This is a genomic window from Flavobacterium sp. 83, from assembly GCF_000744835.1.
In the GTDB taxonomy this organism is placed as follows: Bacteria; Bacteroidota; Bacteroidia; order Flavobacteriales; family Flavobacteriaceae; genus Flavobacterium.
The window spans coordinates 2,873,087-2,899,882 of sequence record NZ_JQMS01000001.1 but is presented as its reverse complement, the minus strand read 5'-3'; the positions used below and the strand labels follow the sequence as shown (position 1 = coordinate 2,899,882).

The window sequence follows — 26,796 nt, the reverse complement described above, 5'->3', positions numbered from 1 at the left end:
ATTATTTAAGTTTATTTAGAATTTCTGGTATCTTTTTGATATTAGCCAGTTGCTTTAATTTCTCTCTTGACTCTTCAATTGGTGTCCCAAAATATGATTTACCACCTTCTACTGATTTTGTAACTCCAGTTTGACCAAGAATAATAGCCTTCGCTCCTATTGTAATTCCACTTGTGGTTCCTACTTGTCCCCAAATCGTAACTTCATCTTCTATAATCACACAACCTGCAATTCCAGTTTGTGAAGCAATCAAACATTTTTTTCCAATTACAGTATCGTGACCAACATGTACTTGATTGTCAATTTTTGTGCCTTCACCAATAGTTGTATCACCAGTAACTCCTTTATCAATAGTACAAAGCGCACCTATTCCAACATTGTCTTTAATCACTACTCTTCCTCCAGAAAGTAACTGGTCGTATCCTTCGGGGCGTTTTTTGTAATAAAATGCATCAGCACCCAAAACTGTTCCTGCATGAATAATAACATTGTCTCCAATAACCGTATAATCGTATATGGAAACATTGGAATGGATTAAACAATTCTCCCCAATAACAACATGATTACCAATAAATACATTAGGCTGAATTACAGTCCCCGAACCTATTGAAGCTGAAGTAGCGATTGAAACATTAGAAAACTGAAAAGGTTTAAAATAATTTGTCAATTTATTGAAATCTCTGAAAGGATCTTCAGAAATCAACAATGCTTTTCCGTCTGGACATGCTACATTTTTATTTATTAAAACTATGGTAGCTGCTGAATTTAATGCTTTGTCGTAATACTTGGGGTGATCCACAAAAACAATATCTCCAGATTCGACAACATGAATTTCATTCATTCCAGTCACTGGAAAATTTTTATCACCAACATATACGCAGTCGATGATATTTGCAATTTCTTCTAAAGTATAAACTTTTTGGAATTTCATAATTTTAATGTTCGGTTTCAATATTCAGTATTCAGCTCATTTTTAAGCTGAATACTGAACACTGTAATCTACTCTTTTACACGTTCCATGTAAGAACCTGATGCAGTATCAATTTTAATTTTATCTCCTTCATTAATAAATAAAGGGACATTTACAGTTGCACCAGTTTCAACAGTTGCTGATTTTGTTGCATTTGTAGCCGTATTTCCTTTAATTCCTGGCTCCGCATAAGTAACTTCAAGAATAACAGATGCTGGCATATCTACAGAAAGCGGTAAATCAGTCTCTGTATTGATACTTACCATTACATTTTCTCCTTCTTTCAATAAATCCGGTGAATCTAAAATATTTTTATTCAAAGTAATTTGTTCGAAAGTCTCCGTATTCATAAAATGAAATTCATCACCTTCTGGATATAAAAACTGGAATTTATGGTTTTCTACTCTAACTTCTTCGATTTTATGACCTGCAGAAAAAGTATTGTCCAATACTTTTCCATTCGTTAAGCTTCTCAATTTAGTCCTAACGAAAGCCGGGCCTTTACCTGGTTTAACGTGAAGAAATTCTATGATTTTGTATATATCATTATTGTATTTTATACACAATCCGTTTTTAATATCTGATGTAGATGCCATTTTTATATTTATTTGTTGATTTGTTTATTCGCTTATTTGTTTAATCGTTTAAACAAACAAACGATTAACCGACTTATTCTTAATAATTCCCTGAATATCCTTTCATTATACCTCGTGACGAATTTCTGATAAAATCAATAATTTCATCTCTTTCCGTGGTGGCTTCCATCTCAGCTTCAATAATATCTAATGCTTGAGAAGTATTGTAATTTTTTTGATATAGAATTCTATAAATATCTTGTATTTCTCTTATTTTTTCAGTTGCAAAACCACGTCTTCTCAATCCAACAGAATTAATTCCAACATATGATAAGGGTTCTTTAGCTGCTTTTGTATAGGGTGGAACATCTTTTCTTACCAAAGAACCACCTGAAATCATTGCATGATCTCCTATACTAATAAATTGATGAATTGCTGCCAAACCTCCAATAACTGCAAACTTACCTACTGTTACATGACCAGCCAAAGCTACTCCGTTAACAATAATTGCATTATCACCTATGTGACAATCATGAGCTATATGCGCCGTTGCCATTACCAGACAATTGTTACCTAAAGTAGTTTGCCCAGATGCTATAGTACCTCTATTAATGGTAACACATTCTCTAATCGTGCAATTATCACCAATTATAGCTAAAGAATCTTCGCCTCCAAATTTTAAATCTTGTGGAACGGCAGAAATTACAGCTCCAGGGAATATATTACAATTTTTCCCAATTCTTGCGCCTTCCATAATGGTAACATTTGAACCTATCCAAGTTCCATCACCAATAACTACATTATTGTGTATGGTTGTAAAAGGCTCGATGACCACGTTTTTGGCGATTTTAGCGCCAGGATGAACATATGCTAATGGTTGATTCATCTGCTTTTTTGTTTTTATATTTATTAGAAAAAAATAACTTCCTTACTCTTTTTTAAATAAAGCAAGATTGTATATCTAATCTATTGTTTTTTGGCAATTTGCGCCATTAACTCCGCTTCAGCAACTAGTTTTCCATTTGCATAAGCATTTGCTTGCATATGACAAATTCCTCTTCTGATAGGTGTTATCAAATCACATTTAAAAATTAAAGTATCACCAGGTAACACTTTATGTTTGAATTTAACATTATCTATTTTCATAAAATAAGTTAAATAATTTTCTGGATCTGGAACGGTACTCAACACAAGGATTCCTCCGGTTTGAGCCATTGCTTCAACAATTAAAACACCTGGCATAACTGGAGCCTCTGGAAAATGTCCAACAAAGAAATTTTCATTCATTGTTACGTTTTTCATACCCACAACATGACTTTCAGACATTTCTATAATTCTGTCAATCAATAAAAATGGGGGTCTATGAGGAAGAACAGCCATAATTTTATGAATATCCATCAAAGGCTCTTGGTGTAAATCATAAACAGGCACAAAATTTCTTTGTTCGATTTTTATAATTTTTGCCATTTTTTTTGCAAATTGTGTATTTACAAAATGTCCTGGTTTATTGGCTATTATTTTACCTTGAATTCTAGTTCCTATTAAAGCTAAATCACCTACAACATCAAGTAGCTTATGTCTTGCAGCTTCATTTGGATAATGTAAAGTTAGATTATCTAAAATACCATTTGGTTTAACAGTTATTTCATCTTTCCCAAAAGCGATTTTTAAATTCTCCATTGTTGCTGCCGATATTTCTTTATCAACATATACGATGGCATTATTTAAGTCACCTCCTTTAATTAAGCCATTTTCTAACAATGATTCTAATTCATGTAAAAAGCTAAACGTTCTGGATTCCGATATTTCAGTTTTAAAATCCGAAATACTCTTCATAGTTGCATTTTGGGTTCCTAAAATTTTAGTACCAAAATCCACCATCGCTGTAACAGAATAATGGTCATTAGGCATCACTAAAATTTCACTTCCAGTAGCCTCGTCAGTAAAAGAAATAACTTCTTTTACCACATAAACATTTCTTTTAGCGCTTTGTTCCTCTATTCCGGCTTTCTCGATAGCTTCTACAAAATACTTAGACGAACCATCCATTATAGGCAGCTCAGAAGCATTTAATTCGATAATTACGTTGTCTAAATCACAACCAATTAATGCTGCTAAAACATGTTCAGGTGTTTGAATTTTCACCCCTAGTTTTTCTAAATTGGTTCCTCTCTGCGTATTTACAACATAATTTGCATCAGCTTCAATAATAGGTTGTCCCTCTAGATCTACTCGAACAAAAGTGAAACCATTATTGACTGGAGCAGGTTTAAAAGTCATTGTAACTTCTTTTCCTGTGTGTAATCCAACTCCAGTTAGTGAGATTTCTGTTTTGATGGTCTTCTGTTTAACCATTTTTTCCATTTTTTTGGTTTAATATTTGTTTTTTTAATTCTTCTATTTCCGCAACAATTTTAGGTAGATTCTTGAAATGAACATAGGATTTACTGAAATCGTTGTAACCAAAAGCCGGGCTTCCTTGCAAGACTTCATCATCTTTTATATTCCTTCCTACACCTGATTGAGCTTGAATCCTAACATTATTCCCAATGGTCAAATGTCCTGAAATTCCTACCTGACCACCAATCATACAATTTTTGCCAATTTTTGTAGATCCTGCAACGCCTGTTTGAGCAGCTATCACAGTATTTTCACCAATCTCGACATTATGCGCAATCTGAATTTGATTGTCAAGCTTCACTCCTTTTCTTAAAATTGTTGATCCCATTGTAGCTCTGTCAACTGTAGTACAAGAACCAATGTCGACATTATCTTCAATAATAACATTCCCTATTTGAGGAATTTTAGTGTAAGTACCATCTGGATTTGGTGCAAAACCAAAACCATCAGCACCAATAATTGCTCCCGAATGTATAGTACAATTATTACCAATAACGGTCTCCGAATAGATTTTTGCACCAGCGAATAATATCACATTATCGCCCACAACAACATTATCACCAAGGAAACAATTAGGGTAAATTTTCACATTTTCTCCTAAAACTACATTTTGACCAACATAACTAAAACTACCAAGGTATAAATTATCTCCGTATTTTACACTTGGCGAAAGAAAAGACGGTTGCTCTATTCCAGTTTTATTCAATTTTACCTGATTGTAAAATTCTAATAATTTTGAAAATGAAGCATAAGCATCTTGTACTTTTATTAATGTGGTCGTAATCTCAGATTCAGGAACAAAAGTATCATTAACAATTGTTACTGAAGCTTTTGTAGTATATATATAATTAAGATATTTAGGATTTGATAAAAAAGTAAGTGAACCCTCGTCACCTTCTTCGATTTTAGATAATCTAAAAACTTCCGCCATGGGATTCCCTACAACTTCTCCTTCTAAAATCCCTGCTATTTGTTCTGCTGTAAATTTCATTGCGACAAAAATATAAAAAAATAGATTTTAAATGTTCATTTTATACAAGTTGTTTTGGGAAACATATATAATATTTAGTAACCAATTTAGATAACGATTTTAAATTCAGCTGATCAGAAGATTCTATAACATCTTCAATTGTTCTGTCTTTTTTTAATATCCGTATTGGTTCCGCTTCTTTGCTGTAGGCTTGATTCTTTATTTTACCTTTAAAAATAAAATAATTAGCATCTAATAACGAAATATTATTTTCCAATGCAAAACGTTCTTTTAAAGGTTGTAAGTCTTCAATATCTACTTTTTCACTTGTTAATTTTATTTTTAATAAATCACGATTAACTATCATTTTACTCAATGATGACAATATAAAATCATCTTGTTTTTGCCAAGATTTTAAAGCACTAATAATATCAAAATCGTCCAATTGAGAAAATAAATCCAAATTTTCAGTATTAAAAGTGTCTAAGGTAACTCTATTTTGCATAAAAAACAGCAACGGCTCACTACAAGGCAATTGAACTCCTTTTAATGTTAATTCTTTGGCGCGTTTTAAGACTTTCGTCAAAATTAACTCTGCTACTAAACTCGTTTTGTGCAAATATGCCTGCCAATACATTAAGCGTCTTGACATCAGAAACTTCTCTACTGAATAAATTCCTTTTTCTTCAATAACTAAAAAATCATCCACAACATTCATCATTTGAATCAGTCGCTCTGAATTGACATTTCCTTCAGCAACACCCGAATAAAAACTGTCTCGTTTGAGATAATCCATTCGATCCATATCCAATTGACTCGAAATCAATTGCAACATAAATTTTCTATCATATTCCCCTTTAAAAACTTGAATTGCTAAACTCAACTGACCATCGAATTCCACATTCAATTGGTTCATAAACAACAGTGATATTTCTTCATGATGAACATCTTCAACTATGCTTTTTTCCATTGCATGCGAAAACGGTCCGTGACCTATATCATGTAATAAAATCGCAATATACAACGCATTTTCTTCTTCAGATGATATAGATACCCCTTTAAAGCGCAATACATCTACTGCTTTTTGCATTAAATGCATACAGCCCAAAGCGTGATGAAAACGAGTATGATTTGCCCCAGGATAAACTAAATAAGACAATCCCATTTGAGAAATTCGCCTAAGTCTTTGAAAATAAGGATGCTGTATTAAATCGTAAATTAATGCATTGGGTATGGTAATGAACCCATAAATAGGATCATTGAATATCTTTAGTTTATTGATTTGACTCACTCGAGGTTAATTTTTAAGGAACAAATATAAGTAAATTAGACTTTATAATTTATGACCTAATTAATACATACTTTTTAATGCCTTAAATTATCAATTTCATGTTTTTTACTACTAATTACTAACATAAAAATAGTGTCTTAAAATTAACATAAAATTAAGTTCGGTCAGTTCGGTGTTTTGCGAACCATTAGTATATTTGCAAAAAAAAAATAATGTATAATAAAGAGAGAAAGGAACTCATAGAAGTATTTTGTGTCCATTTTGAATCGCTACATAACATACCACCTCTTGCAGCAAGAATATTAGGTCTCTTAGTTGTTGATGGTTGTAAGTCGGGATTGACATTTGAAAATGTAGTAGATACAGTAGGAGCCAGTAAAAGTTCGGTTTCTACAAATCTGAATTTACTTTTAAAAATGGAGTTGATTTACTATTTCACAATTAGTGGTGACAGAAAAAAATATTTTAAAGGAGCTCCTTTGAGTGAGCGATTATTAAAATATAAAAAAATGTTAGAATCAGAGAAAGTTGTAATTGACAAATTGATTCATTATCGAGAAAAAACGATTTCCTGTCCTGAGGAAAAATGCAATTTGGAAAATGTAATAGCTTATAAATCACACGTCACAGAGGTTGAGCAATTACTCATGAAAACCATCGCTGGATTTAAAAAAACAGAAACAAATAATAATAATAATAATAATACCAATTTATAAATAATTCAAATTTAGTAAATATTCACCTATGAAAAAGAGATATTTTATAAGCGCAATTTTATTGTCAATAAGCTTGCTCTCCTGTAAAAAAGAAACAACTCAAGCTCCTCCTACTGTTATGCCTTATAAAGTAGTAGAAATTGGAACATCAAATACCACTTTATTAGCAGAATATCCTGCAAGTTTAGAAGGTATTACAGATATTGACATTCGCCCAAAAGTGGATGGATATATTGAAAAAATATTTGTAAAAGAAGGACAAGAAGTTAAAAAAGGACAACTACTTTTTAAATTAGAAACACAAACAGCAACACAAGAAGCTGGAGCTGCAAAAGCAAAAGTTGCTGCTGCTCAAGTAGAAGTAAATCGTTTAATTCCATTAGTAGAACGCAATATAATCAGTGATGTGCAATTAGAAACTGCCAAAGCAAATTTAGCTAGTGCTAAAAGTACCTACCAAAGTATCGTTGCCAGAATCAATTATGCTACCATAAAAAGCCCCGTTAATGGAATTGTAGGTACGTTACCTCTAAGACTTGGAAGTTATGTGAGCAATGCAACAACAGAACCATTAACTCGTATATCTGATGTCAGTACCGTTTATGCTTATTTCTCCATAAATGAAAAAGAACAATTGGATATGATGATGCACGCCACAGGAAAGTCATTTCAAGAAAAAATCAATAATATGGAAGCTGTAAATTTGATTTTGAGCAATGGCATGCAATATGAACAAAAGGGTAAAATTGAAACTTTTAGTGGACAAGCCAATATGCAAACAGGTTCTTTTAATGTGCGAGCAAGTTTTCAAAATGGAAACAAACTATTACGTTCAGGAGGAAGTGGAATTATCCAAATCCCAACAGATTTAAAAGATGTTATTATAATCCCCCAAAATGCTACTTTAGAATTACAAGACAAACGCATTGCTCTTGTTGTGGACAAAGACAGCAAAGTAAAAGCCGTTCCAATTGAAGTTCGTGCAATTCCGGGTGGTCAATTTTTTGTTGTTGACAGCGGATTAAATATAAACGATAAAGTTCTTGTTGAAGGAGTAGGAATAGTAACTGAAGGAACTCTCATTAAACCTGAACTGGTTGATTTTAATTCTATTATCAATCCAACAACAAAAAAATAGACAAACTAACTATTGAATAAATAACAAAATATGTTTTCAAAATTCATTGACAGACCGGTATTGTCAACGGTGATTTCTATTATCATCGTAATTTTGGGAGTTTTAGGGTTAATCTCGCTTCCAGTTTCACAATATCCAGAAATAGCCCCACCTACAGTAACTGTATCTGCAAATTATCAAGGGGCTAGTGCCGAAGTTGTAATGAACTCGGTAGTAATTCCATTAGAAGAACAAATTAATGGTGTGGAAGATATGACTTACATGACTTCTACATCAAATAATGATGGTTCTGCTTCCATTAATATATACTTTAAATTAGGAACAAATCCTGATTTAGCAGCGGTAAATGTACAAAATCGTGTATCACGTGCTACACCTTTGTTGCCTCAAGAAGTTACAAAGGCTGGTGTTACTACATCTAAAAGGCAAAGTGACAATATTTTGATTTTATCATTATATAGTGAAAACCCAGATTATGATGATATTTTTCTTCAAAATTATGCTAATATCAATATTTTACCAAAAATAAAACGGGTAGCTGGAGTTGGAGAAGCAATGATTTTTGGACAAAAGGACTACTCTATGCGTATTTGGCTTAAGCCTGATGTAATGGGAGCTTATGGACTGGTTCCTTCAGACATTACAGCTTTATTAGCTGAACAAAATATTGAAGCAGCACCTGGACAATTAGGCGAAAGCGGTGACCAATCTTTTCAATATACCTTAAAATACAAAGGACGTTTACAAAATGCAAAAGAGTTTGAAGAAATTGTTGTTCGCTCCACCGAAAATGGAGAAATCCTTAAGTTAGGTGATGTAGCAAGAATTGAACTTGGTGCAGTAAATTATGCTAGTAATGCCTATACAAATGGTAATAAATCTATTGCAATTGCAATTGCACAAACTGCAGGCTCTAATGCACAAGAAGTAATTGAAGGATCATTAAAAGTATTGAATCAATCGGAAGTAAATTTCCCTAAAGGGGTTAAATATGCAACATTAATTAATGCAAATGACTTTTTAGATGAATCGATCACAAAAGTAATTCATACCTTAATTGAAGCCTTTCTATTGGTATTTATAGTGGTTTTTATATTCTTACAAGATTGGAGGTCAACACTTATTCCTGCTATTTCAGTACCGGTTGCTATTTTAGGTACCTTCTTTTTTCTAAGTCTATTTGGCTTTACGATAAACTTGTTAACGCTATTTGCTTTAGTACTAGCAGTCGGAATTGTAGTGGATGATGCCATTGTAGTAGTAGAAGCCGTCCATGCTAAAATGGAAGCGGGAGAACACAATCCAAAAAAAGCTGCTCACAGCGCCATGCAAGATATTAGTAGTGCGATTATTTCCATTACGCTTGTTATGTCGGCAGTATTTATACCTGTTTCTTTTATTAGTGGTTCTGCTGGGGTTTTCTACAAACAATTTGGATTGACTTTGGCAGTTTCAATTGTGTTGTCAGCTATTAATGCCCTTACACTTTCCCCAGCATTATGTGCTATTTTCTTAAAAGAACACGATAAAAGTGCAAAGAAAAAAGGTTTTATGGAACGTTTTTATAGTGCATTTAATACTGGATTTGAAACCACAACTGCTAAATACAAAAGATCCGTTGAATTTTTCATAAAACGCAAATGGTTGGCTTTTTTAGGAATAGCTGTATTTGCTGGAATTTTTATCTTATTATTAAATATTACACCTAAGGCTTTTGTTCCTGGTGAAGATACAGGTGCTATTCTTTCTGATGTTTCCCTTCCACCGGGTACTTCGTTAAAAAGAACAGAAGAAGTGCTATTGCAAATTGAAAATAAAGTAAAAGACATTCCTGAAATAAAAGAAGTGCTTAGAATATCCGGTCGAAGTTTAATTAGTGGTACTGGTAGTAATTACGGAATGGTAATTGTAAAATTAAAAACATGGGCTGAACGTAAAGAAGCTAATCAAGAAATAACTGCAGTGGTTGGGGAATTATTTAAACGAACAGCAGCTGTTAAAGATGCGAAAGTGCTTTATTTTGCTCGACCTACACTTGTTGGTTTTGGTTTCACCAATGGATTTGAATTTCAATTACAAGATCAAAAAGGAGGAACTATACAAGAGTTAAGTGAAGTAAATAATAAATTTTTGGCAGCATTAAACAGCCGTCCTGAAATCAAATATGCAGCTACCTCTTTTTCTCCAAATTATCCTCAATACCGAATAGATTTGAACGTTCCTGCGATAAAAAAATCAGGACTTACGGTTACTGATGTTTTAGGAACAATGCAAGGATATTATGGTGGAGTTTATGCTTCTAATTTCAACAAGTTTGGAAAACAATACCGAGTGGTTTACCAATCAGATCCAGAATTTAGAAGTAATCCTGAATCACTAAATAAAGTATTGGTCAGAAATAGTAATGGTCAGATGGCACCTATTTCGCAATTTGTGACTTTAGTAAAAGTTTTTGGACCTCAGGCAATAGACCGTTTCAATTTGTTTACCTCTGTAAAAGTAACAGGTGCGCCAAATGAAGGTTTCAGTTCTGGAGATGCTATTAAAGCAGTTGAAGAAGTTGCAAAGCAGAATTTGCCAGTTGGATATGGTTATGAATTTTCTGGGATGACTCGTGAAGAAATTAGTGCAGGTGGACAAACCTTATATATTTTCTTATTGTGTTTAGTTTTTGTTTACTTCTTATTGGCCGCTCAATATGAAAGTTATATGTTGCCTTTTGCAGTTTTAATTTCACTACCAATTGGTTTAGCAGGTGCTTATATCTTTGCTTATTTATTCAATGTTAGTAATAATATTTACCTACAAATTACACTTATTATGCTTATTGGATTGCTGGCTAAAAACGCCATTTTGATAGTCGAGTTTTCAGTAGATTCAAGAAAAAAAGGAATGACTATTGCACAAGCCGCTATTCATGGAGCTGTTGCCCGTTTACGTCCTATTTTAATGACATCATTTGCATTTATATTTGGATTATTACCTCTTATGTTAGCTAAAGGAGCTGGAGCTGTTGGAAACAATGCTATTGGAACTGGAGCAATTGGAGGAATGTTAATAGGAACCATTTTTGGAGTATTTGTTATACCGGTATTGTTTATCATTTTCCAAACCTTACAGGAAAAAATTTCTACAAAACCACTTCCTATAGAAAATCAGGAATCAGATGTTGCACTTTTAGATGAAAAAAAATGAAAAATAATATAAATAAAATCATACTCTTAGGAGTGACAGCAATACTAATACAATCGTGTTTTGTTGCTAAAGATTACAAACGTCCCAAATTAAAAACAGAAAATTTGTATAGAAATGAAGTAGTACCTACAGATACTACTTCATTAGCCAATGTTTCTTGGGATAAAATTTTCACTGACCCTCTTTTACAAGGATATATTAAAAAAGGTTTAGTGAACAATTTAGACATTCGCATAGCCATGCAAAACATTGCTGCCGCACAAGCTACAATGAAACAAGGAGAAGCAGGCTATTTTCCTGCTCTTTCCGCGGGTACTGACTGGACGCACAACAAAATTTCTAAAAACAGTCAATCTGGATCTTTCCTATCAGATTTGAATACAGATCAATACCAGTTGACCGGAAATCTTTCTTGGGAAGCTGATATTTGGGGAAAAATAAGAAGTAATAAAAGAGCAACTAATGCTGCTTACTTGCAAACAACCGCAGCCAATCAAGCAATAAAAACGCAATTAATTGCCAATATAGCTTCTACTTATTACCAACTCCTTTCAGTTGATGCACAAATAAAAATTGCCGAAGAAACTTTAATAAATAGAAACAAAAGTATTGAAACTATTCTAGCATTAAAAAAAGGGGGAACAGTGACTGAAGTTGGTGTAAAACAAACGGAAGCACAAAAATATGCCACTGAAATTATTATTGCTGATTTAAGAAACAGCATCATTATATTAGAAAATACAATGAGTGTGCTTTTAGGAGAAGCTTCAGGTAAAATTGAGCGTTCTACTTTTGAAGCTCAAAAAATGCAACCTAGTATTACTACTGGTGTTCCTGCTAATTTATTGCGAAACAGACCTGATGTCATTGCTGCCGAATATAACTTGATTAATAATTTTGAGTTGACAAATGTGGCCAAAAGTGGTTTTTATCCTAGTTTAAAAATTACTGCTACAGGTGGTCTTCAAAGTATTGATTTGAAAGAATGGTTTAGTACCAATTCTATTTTTGCCAATATTGTAACTGGTTTAACTCAGCCTATTTTCAATCAAAGACAGGTGAAGACAAAGTATGAAATCGCACAAGCAAATCAGGAAAAAGCCTATATCCAATTTGAGCAATCACTACTTACGGCTGGTAAAGAAGTATCGGACGCATTAGCACAATATAATAATGAAACCTATAAAATTACCGTTCGTGAGAAACAAGCAGATGCTTTAACAAAAGCGGCTTCTTTCTCTGATGAATTATTGACTTACGGTTTAGCCAATTATTTAGAAGTATTAACATCTAAAAATGATGCTCTAAATGCCAAATTAAGTTTAGTAGATAATAAATTTCAACAATATAAAGCTGTAATTCAATTGTACAGAGCCCTTGGTGGTGGATGGCAATAATAAAATTTTGCTAAAAAATAATCTTCGTTAATTCATAAAAAGCCACTAAGATCTGTATCCTTAGTGGCTTTTTCATAAACTATTGACAAATTAATTTACAATCGTCTAATCCAAATATTTCTGAATTGAGTTTTACAACCATGTTCTTGTAACGCTATTACATCATCACCATGTGATAAAGGATAATTATGTAACCCAATGTAAAGTGTCAACCCACTGATAGTAGTATTATTTTGAACTAAAACACCATTATGTAATACTGTTATTCTTGCTGGAGCATCGAGTCGCCCATCAGCTTTGAAACGTGGTGCTGTATAAATAACATCATACATATTCCATTCTAAAGGCGCCTTCATGGCATTCACCAAAGGCGGTACATCTTTATAAATACTTCCGGCCTGACCGTTGCTATAAGTTCTGTTGTTATAAGAATCCAAAACTTGAAGTTCGTACCTGTTTTGTAAAAACACTCCACTGTTTCCTCTCCATTGTCCTCCATCAACCACTGCATCTGGTGCACTCCATTCAACATGCAATTGACAATCTCCAAACTGCATTTTTGTTTGAATCCCTCCAGAGCCATCAACTACTTCCATATATTCCTTATCTACTATTTTCCAAGGAGCAGGCTTTGTGATATCTTTTTGACTTACCCATTGATCTAAATTTTTACCATCAAATAAGATGATTGCATCCGATGGCGCATCATTAACATTTTTTCCAGGAGTAATAACCGCTACTTCTGGCTGCCAAATCTCAGTCATTTCTGGCTTCATTGGCATTGGTGATACTTCTGGTGGCGTATTAACAAATGTATGCTGTGCCATTGCAATTGTAGTTGAAAATAAAACAACTAATAAAAAATAACTGCTAACTTTTTTAAATTTCATAACTGACTAAATTTATTTTATTGGACAAAGTATAAATTTATAATAAAACGGCCATGTTTTTACATCATTAACAAAAAAAATATAAGGTATTATTATGTTGTTGTTAAAATAACTCACGTTTAGCAACCTTCCTGTCATCAAAATTTAAATCACTTTGTCAATCCATTATTCTGCAGTTGCAAAATAATCTAAAAGTGGCAGCTCGACGTTACAATCCACGGTGAGAGATAAATCATCTGCTAATGAAAATTCTTGGAATTCTAAACTTTTGTGAAGTGTGATTGCACTAACTAATTTGGTATAGACCAATTTTACACTACAATTACATCAAATTTTTCTAACCATTTTATAGAAAATGTTTTATATTCTTAATGTTATTTTAGATTGTAAGCAATAATTTGAAGTTCTTGAATTTTATTTAATTTCAATTGCACAGTTTGTTTTACTGCTTTTTATAGCTGCATCTAGGATTTCCATAACAATCATATTATTTTCCAAAGAAGAAAGATCATAAGGCTTTAACGTGATTTCATTTCGTACTACCGCTGCAAAAAAAGTGAATGGATCATTGTAAGGAGCTGGCAGTGCAGTAGCTTTATGCGCATCTTCCCTAAAACCATCATATCCTTCGGCCATTCGTACGCGTAGGTCTGTTTTGTTATCAGCGTAGATGGCTCCTGTTAATCCGTAAATTTCCATATCTTTTCGTCCTATTGGCCAGTTCCAAGAACCTTGAATCGTAGCATTTGCAGTATCATAAGTCAATAATATTGTAGATTCATCATCTACTTTTGGATTGTTTTCTTTTTGTAATTGTTGTGTTACGGCTGTAACTGTATTAGGTTTCTTGCCCTCCATCAACCATGTCATCAAGTTGACTCCATAACAACCAAAATCAGTTATAGCGCCTCCTCCATTTTGGACAGAATCTGTTAACCAATCCAAAAACTCCGAATTGACTCCAATTTTTTTAGGACCTCTGTGTCCATCATGAACCACCACTTTGCGTAATTCTCCTATTTTTCCGTCCTTCAGTAAATCATAGGATTCCTTATTAGATTGATACCAAGTGGTCTCGTAGTTTGTCAATAATTTTATCTCATACTTCTTGGCAAGCGCTTCCATTTTTTGTGCATGTTCTAAACTTACTGCTAGTGGTTTTTCAACCATTACATCAATACCTTTAGGAGCACAAGTGGCTACCACACCAAGATGTTCATAAATACTTCCAAAAGCGGTCACTGCCTCAGGATGTTTTTTGGCTATCATTTCATCCATTGTATTGTAAACTAAATCCATTGAAAAGTGATACTGATCAGCATAACGTTGTGCCAACTCTCGATTCGTTTCTACAATACCCACAATTTCTATATCCCCACGGTCTTTAATACCTAAAATTCCATGAACATGAGTGTGTGTAAGACCTATAACTCCCACTTTGAGTACTTTTTTTTGAGCAATACAGTTAAGTGATAGTATAGCTATAAAGACTGTGAAAATAATTTTGAATTTCATTTTATGAATTTAATTATTACTATTTGTAATTGATTTCGTTTACGAATTTAAATAAATAAACTACAAAACATTCAATGCCATCAATTGAATTTCTCATTTAAATTTTACAAATAATAATCTATTTTTCGAAACTTAAGTTTTGAAGTAATTTTTTAAATCAATAGAATAAAAAAAGACGTGACTTTTTTTAAAGTATAGCTTGCAATTTTTATTAATATAATTTTCTAATATTCTGGATGTGAATCACAATTTCCGTGCTGTTGGGTCCGGGATTTTTTAATACTAGCTCTTTAGCTGAATTAAAGTATAATTATTCCCCCTAAGAAATTAAAAACAGTTATAGGTAATATTGAATTGATACAATACCTTAGAATTGTGATTAAAAATACCGCAATCAATACTCCTCCTCTTCATCAAGTTCTGATTCCTTTCTAATTGTAGTATCTGAATTAAAAAAATTGGTTACGTCTTTTTTATCCTTTTGATTTTTTTTAATCAAGTAAAGAATTAAAGCGATTGCACAAACCAAAACCACGGCTATAATAATCCAATTTATTTCCATTTTTTCTGTTTTTTAGTAAAGTTACAGAGTTATAACCAATTAAATTATAGAAAACAGGTTTAAGCTACATTTTCATGACTTTACTATCATTTTTTAATGATTTTATCGTTTTCAAAAGTCTCTTGATATTCTACTTGATTGTTTCTGTTATACCTAATAAAAGAACCATTTTTCTTGCTGTTTATAAAATTCCCAACTTGCCAAAGCTGTCCAGTCTCTCTATAAAACAACCACTCCCCTTCCATCAGTTCATTAATAAAAGTACCTTTCGCTTTCACTTTTCCATTTTTGAAAAAATAAGTCAATTTATTCCCAATTAACTCATGGGTTATTTGTCCGTTTACATAGTGTTTTTTATCTAACATTTGAATTTAATTATATTTTTTATTTAAAAATCAGTGCAATTTTGCGAAAATAAGTAGCATTTCTGCTGTTGAATTGAAGAACTGTACCAAACCACTTCTGTCCAATTTTACGATAGCAAAAACTTATAAATTAATTTCTTGGTTGCTCTCCAAACTTATATTGTCTTCTTATTTAAAATTTACACTATTGTTTTCAGGGACAGTTAAAAACCATATTGAGCTAATACTGTGTTGTAAGTTTTTTTAGTTAAAATTTTTAAAAAAATGATTTTAGAAAATAGATTATTGTACCAATAAATGAGACTATAATTAAAAATATAGATTTCATTGAACTTCGACAATAATACTTATCATAATTTGTTAGAGGATCCCCTGATTATAGTTTGTTGTTTAATTCATATCTGTAAAGAAAAATAATTAAAACTAACAAGACGAAATAAAACATTGCTGCTCGTAAATGAGAATCAAAAAAGTTAGTCAAATCTATCATATTTTAATGCAATACATTTTAAGTTTAACTTTTTCAAAAAAATATTTTTTAGTGAAAATCTATTTTTTTTCACAAACTGTCTGCTAACTTATTGGTCTGACAAAATCATCTCAATGCATACAAATTCGTATAGATTGCTCTTATAAACACTGTATCTAATTTGAACGAAATTATAAAAAAACAATCAAAAACAATTAAAAACACTATTTATTTCCTGAAAATTTTCTTACCCTAATAGCTGTTATAAACACCAATCATTATCGAAGCTGTGTGAGGGATGGAAGCGGCATCCTTTCCTTTTTTCTTTTAAAAGGAAAGATACAGCGCACAGCCCGACCCGGACGGAGTTTACGGAGGATGGGTCACGCCCAGAAACAATTTTAGAACAAAAAAACTTATCTTTTTTTAGCAACAAGAGAACTATTGCGCGAAAAATTATCATAATATTAGCAACTCACCGTTGCTAAAAACAGTAAATTGGCACTTTCAATTACTATTTTTGAACACCTGTTAATTGCGACTTATGGATAAAATAAAAATACTTTGGGTGGATGATGAAATCGACCTTTTAAAGCCTCACATATTGTTTCTGGAAAAGAAAAATTACGAAGTTACTACTTGTAACAACGGTCGTGATGCAGTGGATATTTTTGACGAAAACAATTTTGATATTGTTTTTCTGGACGAAAATATGCCCGGAATGAGTGGTCTGGAAACGCTGTCGGAGATGAAAGAGAAAAAATCTTCGGTTCCCATGATTATGATTACCAAAAGCGAGGAGGAATACATCATGGAGGAAGCGATTGGCTCTAAAATTGCCGATTACTTGATAAAACCTGTGAATCCAAATCAGATTTTGTTGAGTTTGAAGAAAAATCTAGATCATTCCCGATTGATTTCGCAAAAAACAACCTTGGATTACCAGAAGGAATTTCGAAAAATCACCATGGAAATGGCAATGGTGAATTCCTATGAAGACTGGATTGAATTGTATAAGAAATTGATTTTTTGGGAACTGGAATTGGAGAATATCAACGATCAAAGCATGGTTGAAATTCTAGAATCCCAAAAAACGGAAGCCAATTCGCAATTTGGAAAATTCATTGAGCGCAATTATGAGGATTGGTTTAAACCAAAAGCGGATAAACCAGTGCAATCGCACACATTATTTAGAGAATTAGTGGTTCCTGAAATTGTAAAAAAAGACAAACCAGTACTTTTTGTAGTGATTGATAATTTACGTTACGATCAATGGAAAGCCTTTGAAAGTGTAGTGGGAAAATATTATAAACTTGAAAAAGAGGTTCCCTATTACGCTATTTTGCCAACGGCTACACAATATGCCAGAAATGCTATTTTCTCTGGTTTAACACCGCTTGAAATGGAAAAACAGTTTCCACAATATTGGAAAAATGACCCGGAGGAAGGCGGAAAAAATTTGTATGAAGCAGAGTTTTTGTCGGCACAATTGAAACGTTTAGGATTACATATAAAGGAAGATTATTTTAAAATCACCAATCTTGCCGGAGGTAAAAAACTAGTTGAAGGTTTTAAATCGCTAAAAAACAACGATTTGGTCACTGTAGTTTACAATTTTGTAGATATGCTGTCGCACGCCAAAACGGAGATGGATGTGGTAAAAGAACTTGCCTCCGATGATAAAGCATATCGCTCGCTGACGTTGAGTTGGTTTAAAAATTCTCCTTTGTTGGAAATTATTCAACAAGCACAAAAATTAGGTTTCAAATTAATTTTAACTACTGATCACGGAACTATAAACGTGAAAAACCCATCGAAAGTAGTGGGTGATAAAAATACCAGTTTGAATTTGCGTTATAAAACAGGACGCAGTTTGACCTACGAACATAAAGATGTTTATGCAGTAAAAGAACCAAAAAATATTGGTTTACCTACTATAAATATGAGCAGTTCTTATATTTTTGCAAAAAATGATTTGTTTTTGGCGTATGTCAACAATTACAATCATTATGTGAGTTATTACAAAAATACGTATCAGCATGGTGGAATTTCATTGGAAGAAATGATAATTCCGTTTTTAGTTTTTAATCCAAAATAGGATTTTTTTAGCCTCAGTTTTCAGTTTTAGGTGCAACCTTAAACTTTAAACTTTAAACAAATTTAAAGTAATGAATGTTATTTTTTCTTTAGATCAACTCGAAGAAGTTGCACAAAAAATCATAGCCGAAAACCCAAACAAAGTAATTCTTTTTCACGGAGAAATGGGTGTTGGTAAAACCACATTAATCAAACAATTGTGTAAAACTCTAGGGGTTCTAAGCGCTACGAGCAGCCCAACTTTTTCTTTAGTTAATGAATACCAAACAACTAACAATCAAATTGTTTATCATTTTGATTGTTACAGATTAAACAAGGAAGAGGAAGCGTTGGATATGGGCATTGATGATTATTTATATTCTGATAATTGGTGCTTTATAGAATGGGCAGAGAGGATTCCAAATTTAATTCCAGAAGCTCATTCTGTGATTACAATTAATCTACTTTCTGATGGAAAACGTTTTTTAGAATTAAAATAAAACAATACCTATGAGTTTAGAAAATACAGTTGAAATTATTCCTTTTACTACAGGTTTAACAGAGCCTATAAAATCATTAAATATCGAATGGTTAAAAAAATATTTCAAAGTGGAGCCCAAAGATGAAATCGTATTATCGAATCCTCAAGGTGAAATCATTGACAAAGGCGGAATGATTTTTTATGCCAAATACAATAACGAAATCATTGGAACGGTTTCCTTAATAAAAATCGATGAAACCACATTTGAATTGAGTAAAATGGCAGTTACAGATAAGATTCAAGGCTTGGGAATAGGCAAAAAACTGATGATTCATTGTATCAAAATCGCGGAAGAAAAAGCAATAAAAAAACTTATTTTATATTCCAACAGAAAATTATTACCAGCAATTCATTTGTATGAAAAATTTGGTTTTGTAGAAATACCTCTGGAAGATGGCGTTTACGAAAGAGCCGATATTAAAATGGAAAGAATCATTAGCTAATTTTAAATTTCAGCATCGCCGCATTTTCAGAAGTTCAATTGTCTTTTTTTTAAAACTTTTTACGTAAATTGTCCCCTAAATTTTACAGCGCTAATGCCAATAACAATAACACCATTTACTAAACAGCAGTTATTACCTCAAGAAGAAAAACTTGAGATACGGAGAAGAAAAAGTGAACTTTTTATTGGTATTCCTAAAGAAACCAGTTATCAAGAACGCCGTATTTGCCTGACTCCTGATGCTGTAAATACACTGACCTATCATGGCCATAGGGTTATGATTGAAGCTGGTGCAGGTGAAAGTTCCAGTTATTCAGATAAAGAATATTTTGAAGCAGGAGCCGAAATTACTAATGATACAAAAAAGGTATTTAGCTGCCCAATGATACTCAAGGTTGAACCTGCTACTCTACCCGAAATTGAAATGATGAACCAAGAAGCAATTCTCATATCAGCAATTCAATTGAAAACCAGAAAAAAGAACTACTTTGAAGCTTTAACCAAAAAGAAAATTACAGCACTTGCTTTTGAATACATAAAAGATGAGGATGGGACCTACCCTGCAGTTAAATCTTTGAGCGAAATTGCCGGAACTGCATCAATTTTAATTGCTGCCGAATTAATGATTACCAATGAATTTGGGAAAGGATTATTATTCGGAAATATTACCGGCGTTGCTCCTACTGAAGTTGTTATTTTGGGCGCAGGAACAGTTGGAGAATTTGCAGCCAGAACTGCCATTGGCTTAGGCGCAACAGTCAAAGTATTTGACAATTCCATTACTAAATTACGCCGACTGCAAAATAATTTGAATCAGCGGGTTTTTACCTCTACCATCCAACCTAAGTCATTACTAAAAGCATTGAGACGCTGTGATGTAGCTATTGGCGCTATGAGAGGTCAGGAACGCTGCCCGGTTGTAGTGACTGAAACCATGGTTGAATACATGAAAAAAGGAGCTGTTATAGTAGATGTAAGTATAGATACCGGAGGTTGTTTTGAGACCTCAGAAGTGACTTCACATGAAAAACCAACCTTCATCAAAAATAATGTTTTGCACTACTGTGTTCCTAATATCCCTTCACGATACTCCAAAACAGCATCGTTATCCATTAGTAATATTCTCACCCCTTATTTACTGCAAATAGCTGAAGATGGCGGTATTGAAAGTGCTTTACGCTGCAATAAAGGATTAAAAAACGGAGTTTATCTCTATCATGGCATCCTGACCAATAAAGCAATTGGCGACTGGTTTGACATACCTGATAACGACATCAATTTAATTGTTTTTTAAGCTAACTTTCTTTTACCTTTGCCAAAAAATTAAAACATGAAATTTGTACATCGTTTTGCTTATTATCTTATTGGATTAATATTAGGATTGTTTTTTGTAGCCGCTATTTTCAGTGGGAAAGACACCCGTTGCAATTATTTCCCAAATGCAAGAGTATTAAATGATTTAAGAAACAAACCTTTTAATTATTCTGAAAAAGCGTCTCAAATATTAGCCGAAAAGTGGATTGACACCATCGATATAAAAAACACCTTGCAATACGGAGATGTTGACTTTGACAAAAGCAATACCGAATTTCATAAAGCTAAAATTTACGTTATTGAAGGTAAAACCTTGAAAGGCCAAGAAATTACCCTAAAAATAAGAAACGAAGATGACAAAGCTACTTTAGAAGAAATTATTAAGAAATAAACACTTTAATTAGTGCTATTTACAACGTAATTCTGCAAATAGCACTATTTCAATTTGGGCGTGACCCTACATAAAAATTTCGGGTCGTGCTGTACGTTCCCGCTTTTTATTGAGAGGTTAAAAAAACACCTCTCAATAAAAGAGCTTTACTACCATCACTCACGCAAAGCAGTGTAAACAATAATCTATATCTAAAAAACGCTTAATTTTCTAAAATCCAATTAATTAATCGCATTCCATTTTGTTTTAAATAAGCATTTGTTTTACTAAAATGTTTATTTCCAAACCACTTTCCCTGATTCGCGCTCATAGGCGATGGATGCCCGGATTCTAAAACTAAATGTTTATTTCGATCTATTTTGAGTCCTTTTTTATGGGCAAAATTTCCCCAAAGCAAGAAAACGACTTGCTCTTTTTCCTCCGAAATTTTCTGAATTACAGCATCCGTAAAAACATTCCATTTTAAATGCTTATGGCTATTTGGATTATCTTCTCTCACAGTCAGTGACGCATTCAAATGCAAAACACCTTGTTTCGCCCAAGTCTCCAGATTACCGGAAGTAGGCATAAAAATAGTTCCCAAATCATCACTCATTTCGCGAAAAATATTGCGCAAAGAAGGCGGGATTCTAACACCGTCATTCACAGAAAAACACAAACCATTGGCTTCGCCTTTTCCATGATACGGATCTTGACCAATAATAACCACTTTTATATCTTTGAAACTGCAATAGTTGAAAGCAGCAAAAATCAATTCTTTTGGAGGATAACAAGTATAATTTTTATATTCTTCGGTAACAGTTTCCATTAAATCCTGAAAATAAGGTTTCTGGATTTCGTCTGATAAAATAGATTGCCATTCCGGATTGAGATTGATTTGCATGTAATTTATTTTGCAGCAAAGTTCGCAAAGTTTTTCGCAAAGTCCATTAAAAATTTAATGCATTTCACTTTGAATCTTTGTAACTTTGAAACTTTACAACTTAGCTCACAAAATGATATCCATCACCGAAAAAACGTTACAAGATTTACAATTCCCAACCGTTCTCGATACTATTTCGACGATTTGTAATACTGATATTGGAAAACAAAAAGCATTAGAAATCACTCCTTTTAAAGATAAGGAAACCTTGTTGCAAGCATTAATGCAAACATCTGAATATGTTTCCTCTTTCCAGAATAACAATGCCATTCCCAATCATGGTTTTGATGCCATAACGCATGAAATTAAATTTCTTGCCATTGAAGACAGCTTTCTTGAAGTAGGCAGTTTTAGAAAAATTGCCACCATCTCATCCACTGCTAATTTCTTATTAAATTTCCTTAAAAAATTCGAAGATTATTACCCTAACTTAAACAATAGAGCTTTACAAGTCGAATTTACCAAAGATATTATCACAATGGTCGATGAAGTAGTCGACAAATATGGCGAAATAAAGGACAATGCATCACCGGACTTATTGGATATTCGCAGGAATATGAATGTAGTTCGTGGTAAAGTCAATCAAAGTTTCGGAGCTGCATTAACACAATATAATTCGCTAGGTTATTTAGATGATATCAAGGAAAGTTTCGTTCAAAACAGACGTGTTTTAGCGGTTTTAGCGATGTATCGCCGTAAAGTTAAAGGATCGATTCTAGGCAGTTCCAAAACAGGAAGCATTGCCTATATCGAACCCGAAGCAACACTCAAATATTCCCGTGAACTCAGCAATTTAGAATACGAGGAAAAAGAGGAAATCACCCGAATACTAAAGCAATTATCAAATAAAATTCGTCCTTTTTTACCATTACTAATTCAGTACCAGGATTTTTTAAGTGATATTGACGTGATTGCTGCCAAGGCAAAATATGCCAATAAAATCAATGGAATTTTACCAACAATTACGGAGGATCGCCGCCTCTATTTTAGAGATGCCTATCATCCCATTTTATATTTGAATAACAAACAAAAAAATGAAATTACGCATCCACAAACGATTGAATTAAATCAGGAAAGTAGAATCATTGTGATTTCAGGTCCTAATGCAGGAGGAAAAACCATTTCATTGAAAACGGTTGGTTTACTCCAATTGATGCTTCAATCCGGAATGTTAATTCCGGTACACGAACGCAGTGAAACGTTTCTTTTTGATCGTATTTTAACAGATATAGGAGATAATCAATCTATTGAAAATCATCTAAGTACCTATAGTTACCGATTAAAGAACATGAACTACTTTTTAAAGAAGTGCAATAAAAAAACCATGTTCCTTATTGATGAATTTGGTACCGGTTCTGATCCTGAATTAGGAGGTGCACTGGCCGAAATTTTCTTAGAAGAGTTCTATCATCGGGAAGCCTTTGGGATTATTACAACGCATTATTCAAATTTAAAAATTCTAGCGAATGAATTGCCTTGTGCTACCAATGCTAACATGCTTTTTGATGAAAAAACATTAGAGCCTTTATACAAATTGGTTTTGGGACAAGCAGGAAGTTCTTTTACATTTGAAGTCGCTTTAAAAAACGGAATTCCATTTAGTTTAATTAATCGCGCTAAAAAGAAAATCGAAGTTGGAAAAGTACGTTTCGATAAAACGATTGCTACCCTTCAGAAAGAACGTTCTAAAATGGAAAAAACGTCACAAACGCTCAAAGAAGAAGAAACGAAAGCCCGTGAAGAAGGTAAGAAGATGGAAACCATCAATGTAAAAATCAAACAAAAACTGGAAAGCTATCAAGAATTATATGACAGCAATCAGAAAACAATTTACATAGGTCAAAAAATTGAAGATATAGCCGAGAAATATTTTAATAATAAAAACAAAAAAGACCTGATTGGGGAGTTTTTAAAAATTATTGAAATCGAAAATTCAAAACGAAAAAAAGCAACACCAAAAGAGGCAAAAGCTATTATTGAAAAGAAAAAAGAAGTTATACAAGAAATTACGGTTCATGTAGAAGAAATTCGTCAGGAAAAGAAAGAAAAGAAGCTAAAACCAGTTGTTGTAAAACCAAAAGCCATCCTTAAAGTTGGTGATCGGGTTCGAATGCTAGACGGAAAATCAGTGGGAAGTATTGATAAGATTGAAAAGAATAAAGCTGTAGTGAATTATGGTGTGTTTACTTCTAAAGTAAGTTTAGAGGAATTGGAATTTGTAGAAGCGGGAAAAAAGTAATCCATTAGCGGTCGCAATGACAAAATGAAAAATATGCTAAACCTCCCTGAAGATAAAAGAATAATCCTATTTGATGGCGTTTGCAATCTCTGTGATTCGGCAGTGCAATTCATCATTAAACAGGATAAAAAAGATATTTTTAGGTTTGTAGCGCTGCAATCAGATTTAGGTCAGGAAATCATAAAACACATTGGAATCGATGCTAAAAAAATAGATAGTATAATTCTCTACGAGCCCGGTATTGCTTATTATTACAAATCAGAAGCTGCATTAGAAATTGCTAAAAGTTTAGGCGGAATTTTTTATTGTGGAACTTTATTTTCGATTTTTCCCACATCCTTTAATAATTACATTTACGATTACATTGCTAAAAATCGATACAAATGGTATGGAAAAAAGGAAAGCTGCATGATTCCTACAAAAGAACTTCAAGCTAAGTTTTTAGAATAAAATTATTAATTATGATAATTATCATGCATTACTTTTAACACTAATTCTATATTTGACCAACCTTAAAATTTTAATTTATGAAAGACATATCGCTTTTTTCTTGGGATAACGGTTCATTTATAATGATTGTCGTATTCGGTTTGGTAATAATTGGATTAGTTGCCGCTGTTTTAATAATGATGAATTCTGATAAAAAGAAAAAATAACACAAAAAAAGGATGTCTTTTACGGACATCCTCTTGATTCTATTAACGATATTAGAAAGGTATTAACTTCTGATTAATTTTCTGTATTTCAATCGTTTCGGAGTTAAATCACCACCCAAACGTTTCTTCTTATTCTCTTCGTATTCAGAGAAACCACCTTCAAAATAATACACTTCAGAGTTTCCTTCGAAAGCTAAAATGTGTGTACAAATCCTATCCAAGAACCATCTATCGTGAGAAATTACTACTGCACAACCTGCAAAATTATCTAAACCTTCTTCTAATGCACGAAGTGTATTAATATCTAAATCATTCGTTGGTTCATCCAGTAAAAGTACGTTTCCTTCTTCTTTCAAAGTCATAGCAAGATGCAAACGGTTGCGTTCTCCTCCTGAAAGTGTAGATACTTTTTTATTTTGATCACTTCCTCCAAAATTAAATCGGCTTAAATAAGCTCTTGAATTCACCTGTCTTCCTCCCATCATAATCAATTCTTGACCATCACAAAAGTTTTCCCAAATTGATTTATCAGGATTGATATTAGAATGCGCTTGATCGACATATGCGATTTTCACTGTTTCCCCAATAGCAAACTCCCCTGCATCAGGTTTTTCTTCACCCATAATCATTCTGAAAATTGTTGATTTACCAGCTCCGTTTGGCCCGATAATCCCAACTATACCAGCTTGAGGTAATGTAAAGTTCAAGTTGTCATATAGCAATTTATCACCATAGGCTTTTGCAACACCTTTAGCTTCAATTACATTGGTCCCTAAACGAGGTCCGTTTGGAATATAAATTTCTAGATTCTCATCCAATTGCTTTTGGTCTTCATTCAATAATTTATCGTAATTCTGCAAACGCGCTTTTTGCTTAGTTTGACGACCTTTTGCTCCTTGACGAACCCAATCCAACTCCCGTTCTAAGTTTTTTCTACGTTTAGAAGCTACTTTTTCTTCCAATGCCATTCTGCTTGATTTTTGATCTAACCAAGAAGAGTAGTTTCCTTTCCAAGGAATCCCTTCTCCTCTATCTAATTCTAAAATCCAACCTGCAACATTATCCAAGAAGTATCTATCGTGAGTTACAGCGATAACCGTTCCAGCATATTGAGCTAAATGTTGTTCCAACCAAAGAACACTTTCGGCATCCAAGTGATTCGTAGGCTCATCAAGAAGCAAAACGTCAGGTTGTTGTAACAACAAACGACATAAAGCCACACGGCGACGTTCACCACCAGAAAGATTTTTAATTGGCGTATCAGCATCGGGAGTACGTAGCGCATCCATAGCTATTTCTAATTTTGTATCGATTTCCCAAGCACCAAGCGCATCAATTTTATCTTGTAATAACGCTTGACGGTCCATCAATTTTTCCATTTTATCCGCATCTTCATATACTTCAGGTAAACCGAAACTATCATTGATTTGGTTAAATTCTTCTAAAACTGCCATTGTTTCAGCAACTCCTTCTCTTACAATTTCAATAACCGTTTTACTATCATCTAAAATAGGTTCTTGTTCTAAATAACCCACCGTATAACCTGGTGCAAAAACTACATCACCTTGGTAGTTTTTATCAACTCCGGCAATAATTTTTAATAAAGAAGATTTTCCTGATCCATTTAAACCTAAAATACCAATTTTAGCTCCGTAAAAGAAACTTAAATAAATATTTTTAAGAACAGGTTTATCCGCTCCTTGATAAGTTTTACTCAATTTTGACATTGAGAATATCACTTTTTTATCGTCTGCCATTTTTT

The 26,796-nt window shown here is 33.0% G+C and carries 24 protein-coding genes; 12 read left to right on the top strand and 12 right to left on the bottom strand.

What is annotated here, in order from left to right; all coding sequences use genetic code 11:
- Position 1: 1 nt before the first annotated feature.
- The 6 genes from T410_RS12670 to T410_RS12645 form a co-directional block, all read right to left on the bottom strand.
- Positions 2-931, bottom strand: a complete 930-nt coding sequence (locus T410_RS12670; protein WP_035672301.1) for a UDP-3-O-(3-hydroxymyristoyl)glucosamine N-acyltransferase — start codon at positions 929-931, stop codon at positions 2-4.
- A gap of 68 nt (positions 932-999) precedes the next feature.
- Positions 1,000-1,566, bottom strand: a complete 567-nt coding sequence (gene efp, locus T410_RS12665) for an elongation factor P (protein ID WP_035672298.1) — start codon at positions 1,564-1,566, stop codon at positions 1,000-1,002.
- A 79-nt stretch (positions 1,567-1,645) separates the two neighbouring features.
- Positions 1,646-2,431, bottom strand: coding sequence for an acyl-ACP--UDP-N-acetylglucosamine O-acyltransferase (gene lpxA, locus T410_RS12660; protein WP_035672295.1), 786 nt, complete (start codon positions 2,429-2,431; stop codon positions 1,646-1,648).
- 80 nt (positions 2,432-2,511) lie between these two features.
- Complete coding sequence (locus tag T410_RS12655) at positions 2,512-3,900, bottom strand: bifunctional UDP-3-O-[3-hydroxymyristoyl] N-acetylglucosamine deacetylase/3-hydroxyacyl-ACP dehydratase (RefSeq protein ID WP_035674527.1); 1,389 nt, start codon at positions 3,898-3,900, stop codon at positions 2,512-2,514.
- A complete protein-coding gene (gene lpxD / locus T410_RS12650; RefSeq protein WP_035672292.1) occupies positions 3,893-4,936 on the bottom strand; it encodes a UDP-3-O-(3-hydroxymyristoyl)glucosamine N-acyltransferase in 1,044 nt (347 codons plus the stop codon). The genes T410_RS12655 and lpxD overlap by 8 nt, the downstream gene beginning before the upstream one ends.
- Before the next feature lie 40 nt (positions 4,937-4,976).
- On the bottom strand, positions 4,977-6,206 hold the full coding sequence (locus T410_RS12645) for an HD domain-containing protein (RefSeq protein WP_035672290.1): 1,230 nt from the start codon (positions 6,204-6,206) through the stop codon (positions 4,977-4,979).
- Positions 6,207-6,418: 212 nt separating this feature from the next.
- Here T410_RS12645 and T410_RS12640 point away from each other — a divergent pair, with 212 nt between their 5' ends.
- From T410_RS12640 to T410_RS12625, 4 genes are read left to right on the top strand one after another with little or no spacing between them, the layout of a single operon-like run.
- On the top strand, positions 6,419-6,922 hold the full coding sequence (locus T410_RS12640; RefSeq protein WP_035672288.1) for a GbsR/MarR family transcriptional regulator: 504 nt from the start codon (positions 6,419-6,421) through the stop codon (positions 6,920-6,922).
- Between the two features lie 28 nt (positions 6,923-6,950).
- Positions 6,951-8,060, top strand: coding sequence for an efflux RND transporter periplasmic adaptor subunit (locus T410_RS12635; protein WP_035672285.1), 1,110 nt, complete (start codon positions 6,951-6,953; stop codon positions 8,058-8,060).
- Positions 8,061-8,090: 30 nt separating this feature from the next.
- Entirely contained in the window at positions 8,091-11,255 is a 3,165-nt protein-coding gene (locus T410_RS12630; RefSeq protein WP_035672282.1) for an efflux RND transporter permease subunit, read from the top strand.
- Positions 11,252-12,652 carry an efflux transporter outer membrane subunit gene (locus T410_RS12625; protein WP_035672279.1) on the top strand — a complete coding sequence of 467 codons (1,401 nt, stop codon included), beginning with the start codon at positions 11,252-11,254 and terminating at the stop codon, positions 12,650-12,652. The genes T410_RS12630 and T410_RS12625 overlap by 4 nt, the downstream gene beginning before the upstream one ends.
- A 95-nt stretch (positions 12,653-12,747) precedes the next feature.
- Here T410_RS12625 and T410_RS12620 read toward each other — a convergent pair whose 3' ends face one another.
- The 4 genes from T410_RS12620 to T410_RS17105 all read right to left on the bottom strand — a co-directional run bounded on the left by T410_RS12620 (position 12,748) and on the right by T410_RS17105 (position 15,984).
- On the bottom strand, positions 12,748-13,542 hold the full coding sequence (locus tag T410_RS12620) for a DUF1080 domain-containing protein (protein WP_035672276.1): 795 nt from the start codon (positions 13,540-13,542) through the stop codon (positions 12,748-12,750).
- 414 nt (positions 13,543-13,956) lie between these two features.
- On the bottom strand, positions 13,957-15,057 hold the full coding sequence (locus T410_RS12615; RefSeq protein WP_035672273.1) for a Gfo/Idh/MocA family protein: 1,101 nt from the start codon (positions 15,055-15,057) through the stop codon (positions 13,957-13,959).
- A gap of 394 nt (positions 15,058-15,451) precedes the next feature.
- A complete protein-coding gene (locus tag T410_RS17110) occupies positions 15,452-15,619 on the bottom strand; it encodes a hypothetical protein (RefSeq protein WP_193743744.1) in 168 nt (55 codons plus the stop codon).
- A gap of 86 nt (positions 15,620-15,705) precedes the next feature.
- On the bottom strand, positions 15,706-15,984 hold the full coding sequence (locus T410_RS17105) for a toxin-antitoxin system YwqK family antitoxin (protein WP_035672271.1): 279 nt from the start codon (positions 15,982-15,984) through the stop codon (positions 15,706-15,708).
- Between the two features lie 1,013 nt (positions 15,985-16,997).
- Between T410_RS17105 and T410_RS12605 the strand changes: the two genes are divergently transcribed.
- From T410_RS12605 to T410_RS12585, 5 genes are all read left to right on the top strand, one after another.
- On the top strand, positions 16,998-18,551 hold the full coding sequence (locus T410_RS12605) for a bifunctional response regulator/alkaline phosphatase family protein (protein WP_035672269.1): 1,554 nt from the start codon (positions 16,998-17,000) through the stop codon (positions 18,549-18,551).
- A gap of 70 nt (positions 18,552-18,621) precedes the next feature.
- A complete protein-coding gene (gene tsaE / locus T410_RS12600) occupies positions 18,622-19,029 on the top strand; it encodes a tRNA (adenosine(37)-N6)-threonylcarbamoyltransferase complex ATPase subunit type 1 TsaE (RefSeq protein ID WP_035672266.1) in 408 nt (135 codons plus the stop codon).
- Between the two features lie 10 nt (positions 19,030-19,039).
- Entirely contained in the window at positions 19,040-19,513 is a 474-nt protein-coding gene (locus T410_RS12595; RefSeq protein ID WP_035672263.1) for a GNAT family N-acetyltransferase, read from the top strand.
- Positions 19,514-19,606: 93 nt separating this feature from the next.
- Complete coding sequence (locus T410_RS12590) at positions 19,607-20,806, top strand: alanine dehydrogenase (protein ID WP_035672260.1); 1,200 nt, start codon at positions 19,607-19,609, stop codon at positions 20,804-20,806.
- Between the two features lie 36 nt (positions 20,807-20,842).
- Positions 20,843-21,217, top strand: a complete 375-nt coding sequence (locus tag T410_RS12585; RefSeq protein ID WP_035672257.1) for a DUF4258 domain-containing protein — start codon at positions 20,843-20,845, stop codon at positions 21,215-21,217.
- Positions 21,218-21,419: 202 nt separating this feature from the next.
- On the opposite strand, the gene ung is transcribed toward T410_RS12585, so the two are convergent.
- The gene (ung, locus tag T410_RS12580; protein ID WP_035672254.1) at positions 21,420-22,100 is read right to left on the bottom strand and encodes a uracil-DNA glycosylase; all 681 of its coding nucleotides are present in this window, start codon (positions 22,098-22,100) and stop codon (positions 21,420-21,422) included.
- Between the two features lie 112 nt (positions 22,101-22,212).
- Here ung and T410_RS12575 point away from each other — a divergent pair, with 112 nt between their 5' ends.
- The 3 genes from T410_RS12575 (at position 22,213) to T410_RS17310 (ending at position 25,034) form a co-directional block, all read left to right on the top strand.
- The gene (locus T410_RS12575) at positions 22,213-24,378 is read left to right on the top strand and encodes a DNA mismatch repair protein MutS (RefSeq protein WP_035672251.1); all 2,166 of its coding nucleotides are present in this window, start codon (positions 22,213-22,215) and stop codon (positions 24,376-24,378) included.
- Positions 24,379-24,411: 33 nt separating this feature from the next.
- Positions 24,412-24,828 (top strand): thiol-disulfide oxidoreductase DCC family protein, encoded by a 417-nt coding sequence (locus tag T410_RS12570; protein ID WP_035674525.1) that lies wholly within the window; start codon positions 24,412-24,414, stop codon positions 24,826-24,828.
- 77 nt (positions 24,829-24,905) lie between these two features.
- Positions 24,906-25,034, top strand: coding sequence for a hypothetical protein (locus tag T410_RS17310; RefSeq protein ID WP_255360751.1), 129 nt, complete (start codon positions 24,906-24,908; stop codon positions 25,032-25,034).
- Between the two features lie 62 nt (positions 25,035-25,096).
- Here T410_RS17310 and ettA read toward each other — a convergent pair whose 3' ends face one another.
- Positions 25,097-26,791 carry an energy-dependent translational throttle protein EttA gene (gene ettA / locus T410_RS12565; RefSeq protein WP_035672249.1) on the bottom strand — a complete coding sequence of 565 codons (1,695 nt, stop codon included), beginning with the start codon at positions 26,789-26,791 and terminating at the stop codon, positions 25,097-25,099.
- Between the last annotated feature and the right edge of the window lie 5 nt (positions 26,792-26,796).

Bases quoted from the DNA above. Each gene is read 5' to 3' on its own strand.
- T410_RS12670 (WP_035672301.1), bottom strand. From the start codon at position 931: ATGAAATTCCAAAAAGTTTATACTTTAGAAGAAATTGCAAATATCATC.
- efp (WP_035672298.1), bottom strand. From the start codon at position 1,566: ATGGCATCTACATCAGATATTAAAAACGGATTGTGTATAAAATACAAT.
- lpxA (WP_035672295.1), bottom strand. From the start codon at position 2,431: ATGAATCAACCATTAGCATATGTTCATCCTGGCGCTAAAATCGCCAAA.
- T410_RS12655 (WP_035674527.1), bottom strand. From the start codon at position 3,900: ATGGTTAAACAGAAGACCATCAAAACAGAAATCTCACTAACTGGAGTT.
- lpxD (WP_035672292.1), bottom strand. From the start codon at position 4,936: ATGAAATTTACAGCAGAACAAATAGCAGGGATTTTAGAAGGAGAAGTT.
- T410_RS12640 (WP_035672288.1), top strand. From the start codon at position 6,419: ATGTATAATAAAGAGAGAAAGGAACTCATAGAAGTATTTTGTGTCCAT.
- T410_RS12635 (WP_035672285.1), top strand. From the start codon at position 6,951: ATGAAAAAGAGATATTTTATAAGCGCAATTTTATTGTCAATAAGCTTG.
- T410_RS12630 (WP_035672282.1), top strand. From the start codon at position 8,091: ATGTTTTCAAAATTCATTGACAGACCGGTATTGTCAACGGTGATTTCT.
- T410_RS12625 (WP_035672279.1), top strand. From the start codon at position 11,252: ATGAAAAATAATATAAATAAAATCATACTCTTAGGAGTGACAGCAATA.
- T410_RS12620 (WP_035672276.1), bottom strand. From the start codon at position 13,542: ATGAAATTTAAAAAAGTTAGCAGTTATTTTTTATTAGTTGTTTTATTT.
- T410_RS12615 (WP_035672273.1), bottom strand. From the start codon at position 15,057: ATGAAATTCAAAATTATTTTCACAGTCTTTATAGCTATACTATCACTT.
- T410_RS17110 (WP_193743744.1), bottom strand. From the start codon at position 15,619: ATGGAAATAAATTGGATTATTATAGCCGTGGTTTTGGTTTGTGCAATC.
- T410_RS17105 (WP_035672271.1), bottom strand. From the start codon at position 15,984: ATGTTAGATAAAAAACACTATGTAAACGGACAAATAACCCATGAGTTA.
- T410_RS12605 (WP_035672269.1), top strand. From the start codon at position 16,998: ATGGATAAAATAAAAATACTTTGGGTGGATGATGAAATCGACCTTTTA.
- tsaE (WP_035672266.1), top strand. From the start codon at position 18,622: ATGAATGTTATTTTTTCTTTAGATCAACTCGAAGAAGTTGCACAAAAA.
- T410_RS12595 (WP_035672263.1), top strand. From the start codon at position 19,040: ATGAGTTTAGAAAATACAGTTGAAATTATTCCTTTTACTACAGGTTTA.
- T410_RS12590 (WP_035672260.1), top strand. From the start codon at position 19,607: ATGCCAATAACAATAACACCATTTACTAAACAGCAGTTATTACCTCAA.
- T410_RS12585 (WP_035672257.1), top strand. From the start codon at position 20,843: ATGAAATTTGTACATCGTTTTGCTTATTATCTTATTGGATTAATATTA.
- ung (WP_035672254.1), bottom strand. From the start codon at position 22,100: ATGCAAATCAATCTCAATCCGGAATGGCAATCTATTTTATCAGACGAA.
- T410_RS12575 (WP_035672251.1), top strand. From the start codon at position 22,213: ATGATATCCATCACCGAAAAAACGTTACAAGATTTACAATTCCCAACC.
- T410_RS12570 (WP_035674525.1), top strand. From the start codon at position 24,412: ATGCTAAACCTCCCTGAAGATAAAAGAATAATCCTATTTGATGGCGTT.
- T410_RS17310 (WP_255360751.1), top strand. From the start codon at position 24,906: ATGAAAGACATATCGCTTTTTTCTTGGGATAACGGTTCATTTATAATG.
- ettA (WP_035672249.1), bottom strand. From the start codon at position 26,791: ATGGCAGACGATAAAAAAGTGATATTCTCAATGTCAAAATTGAGTAAA.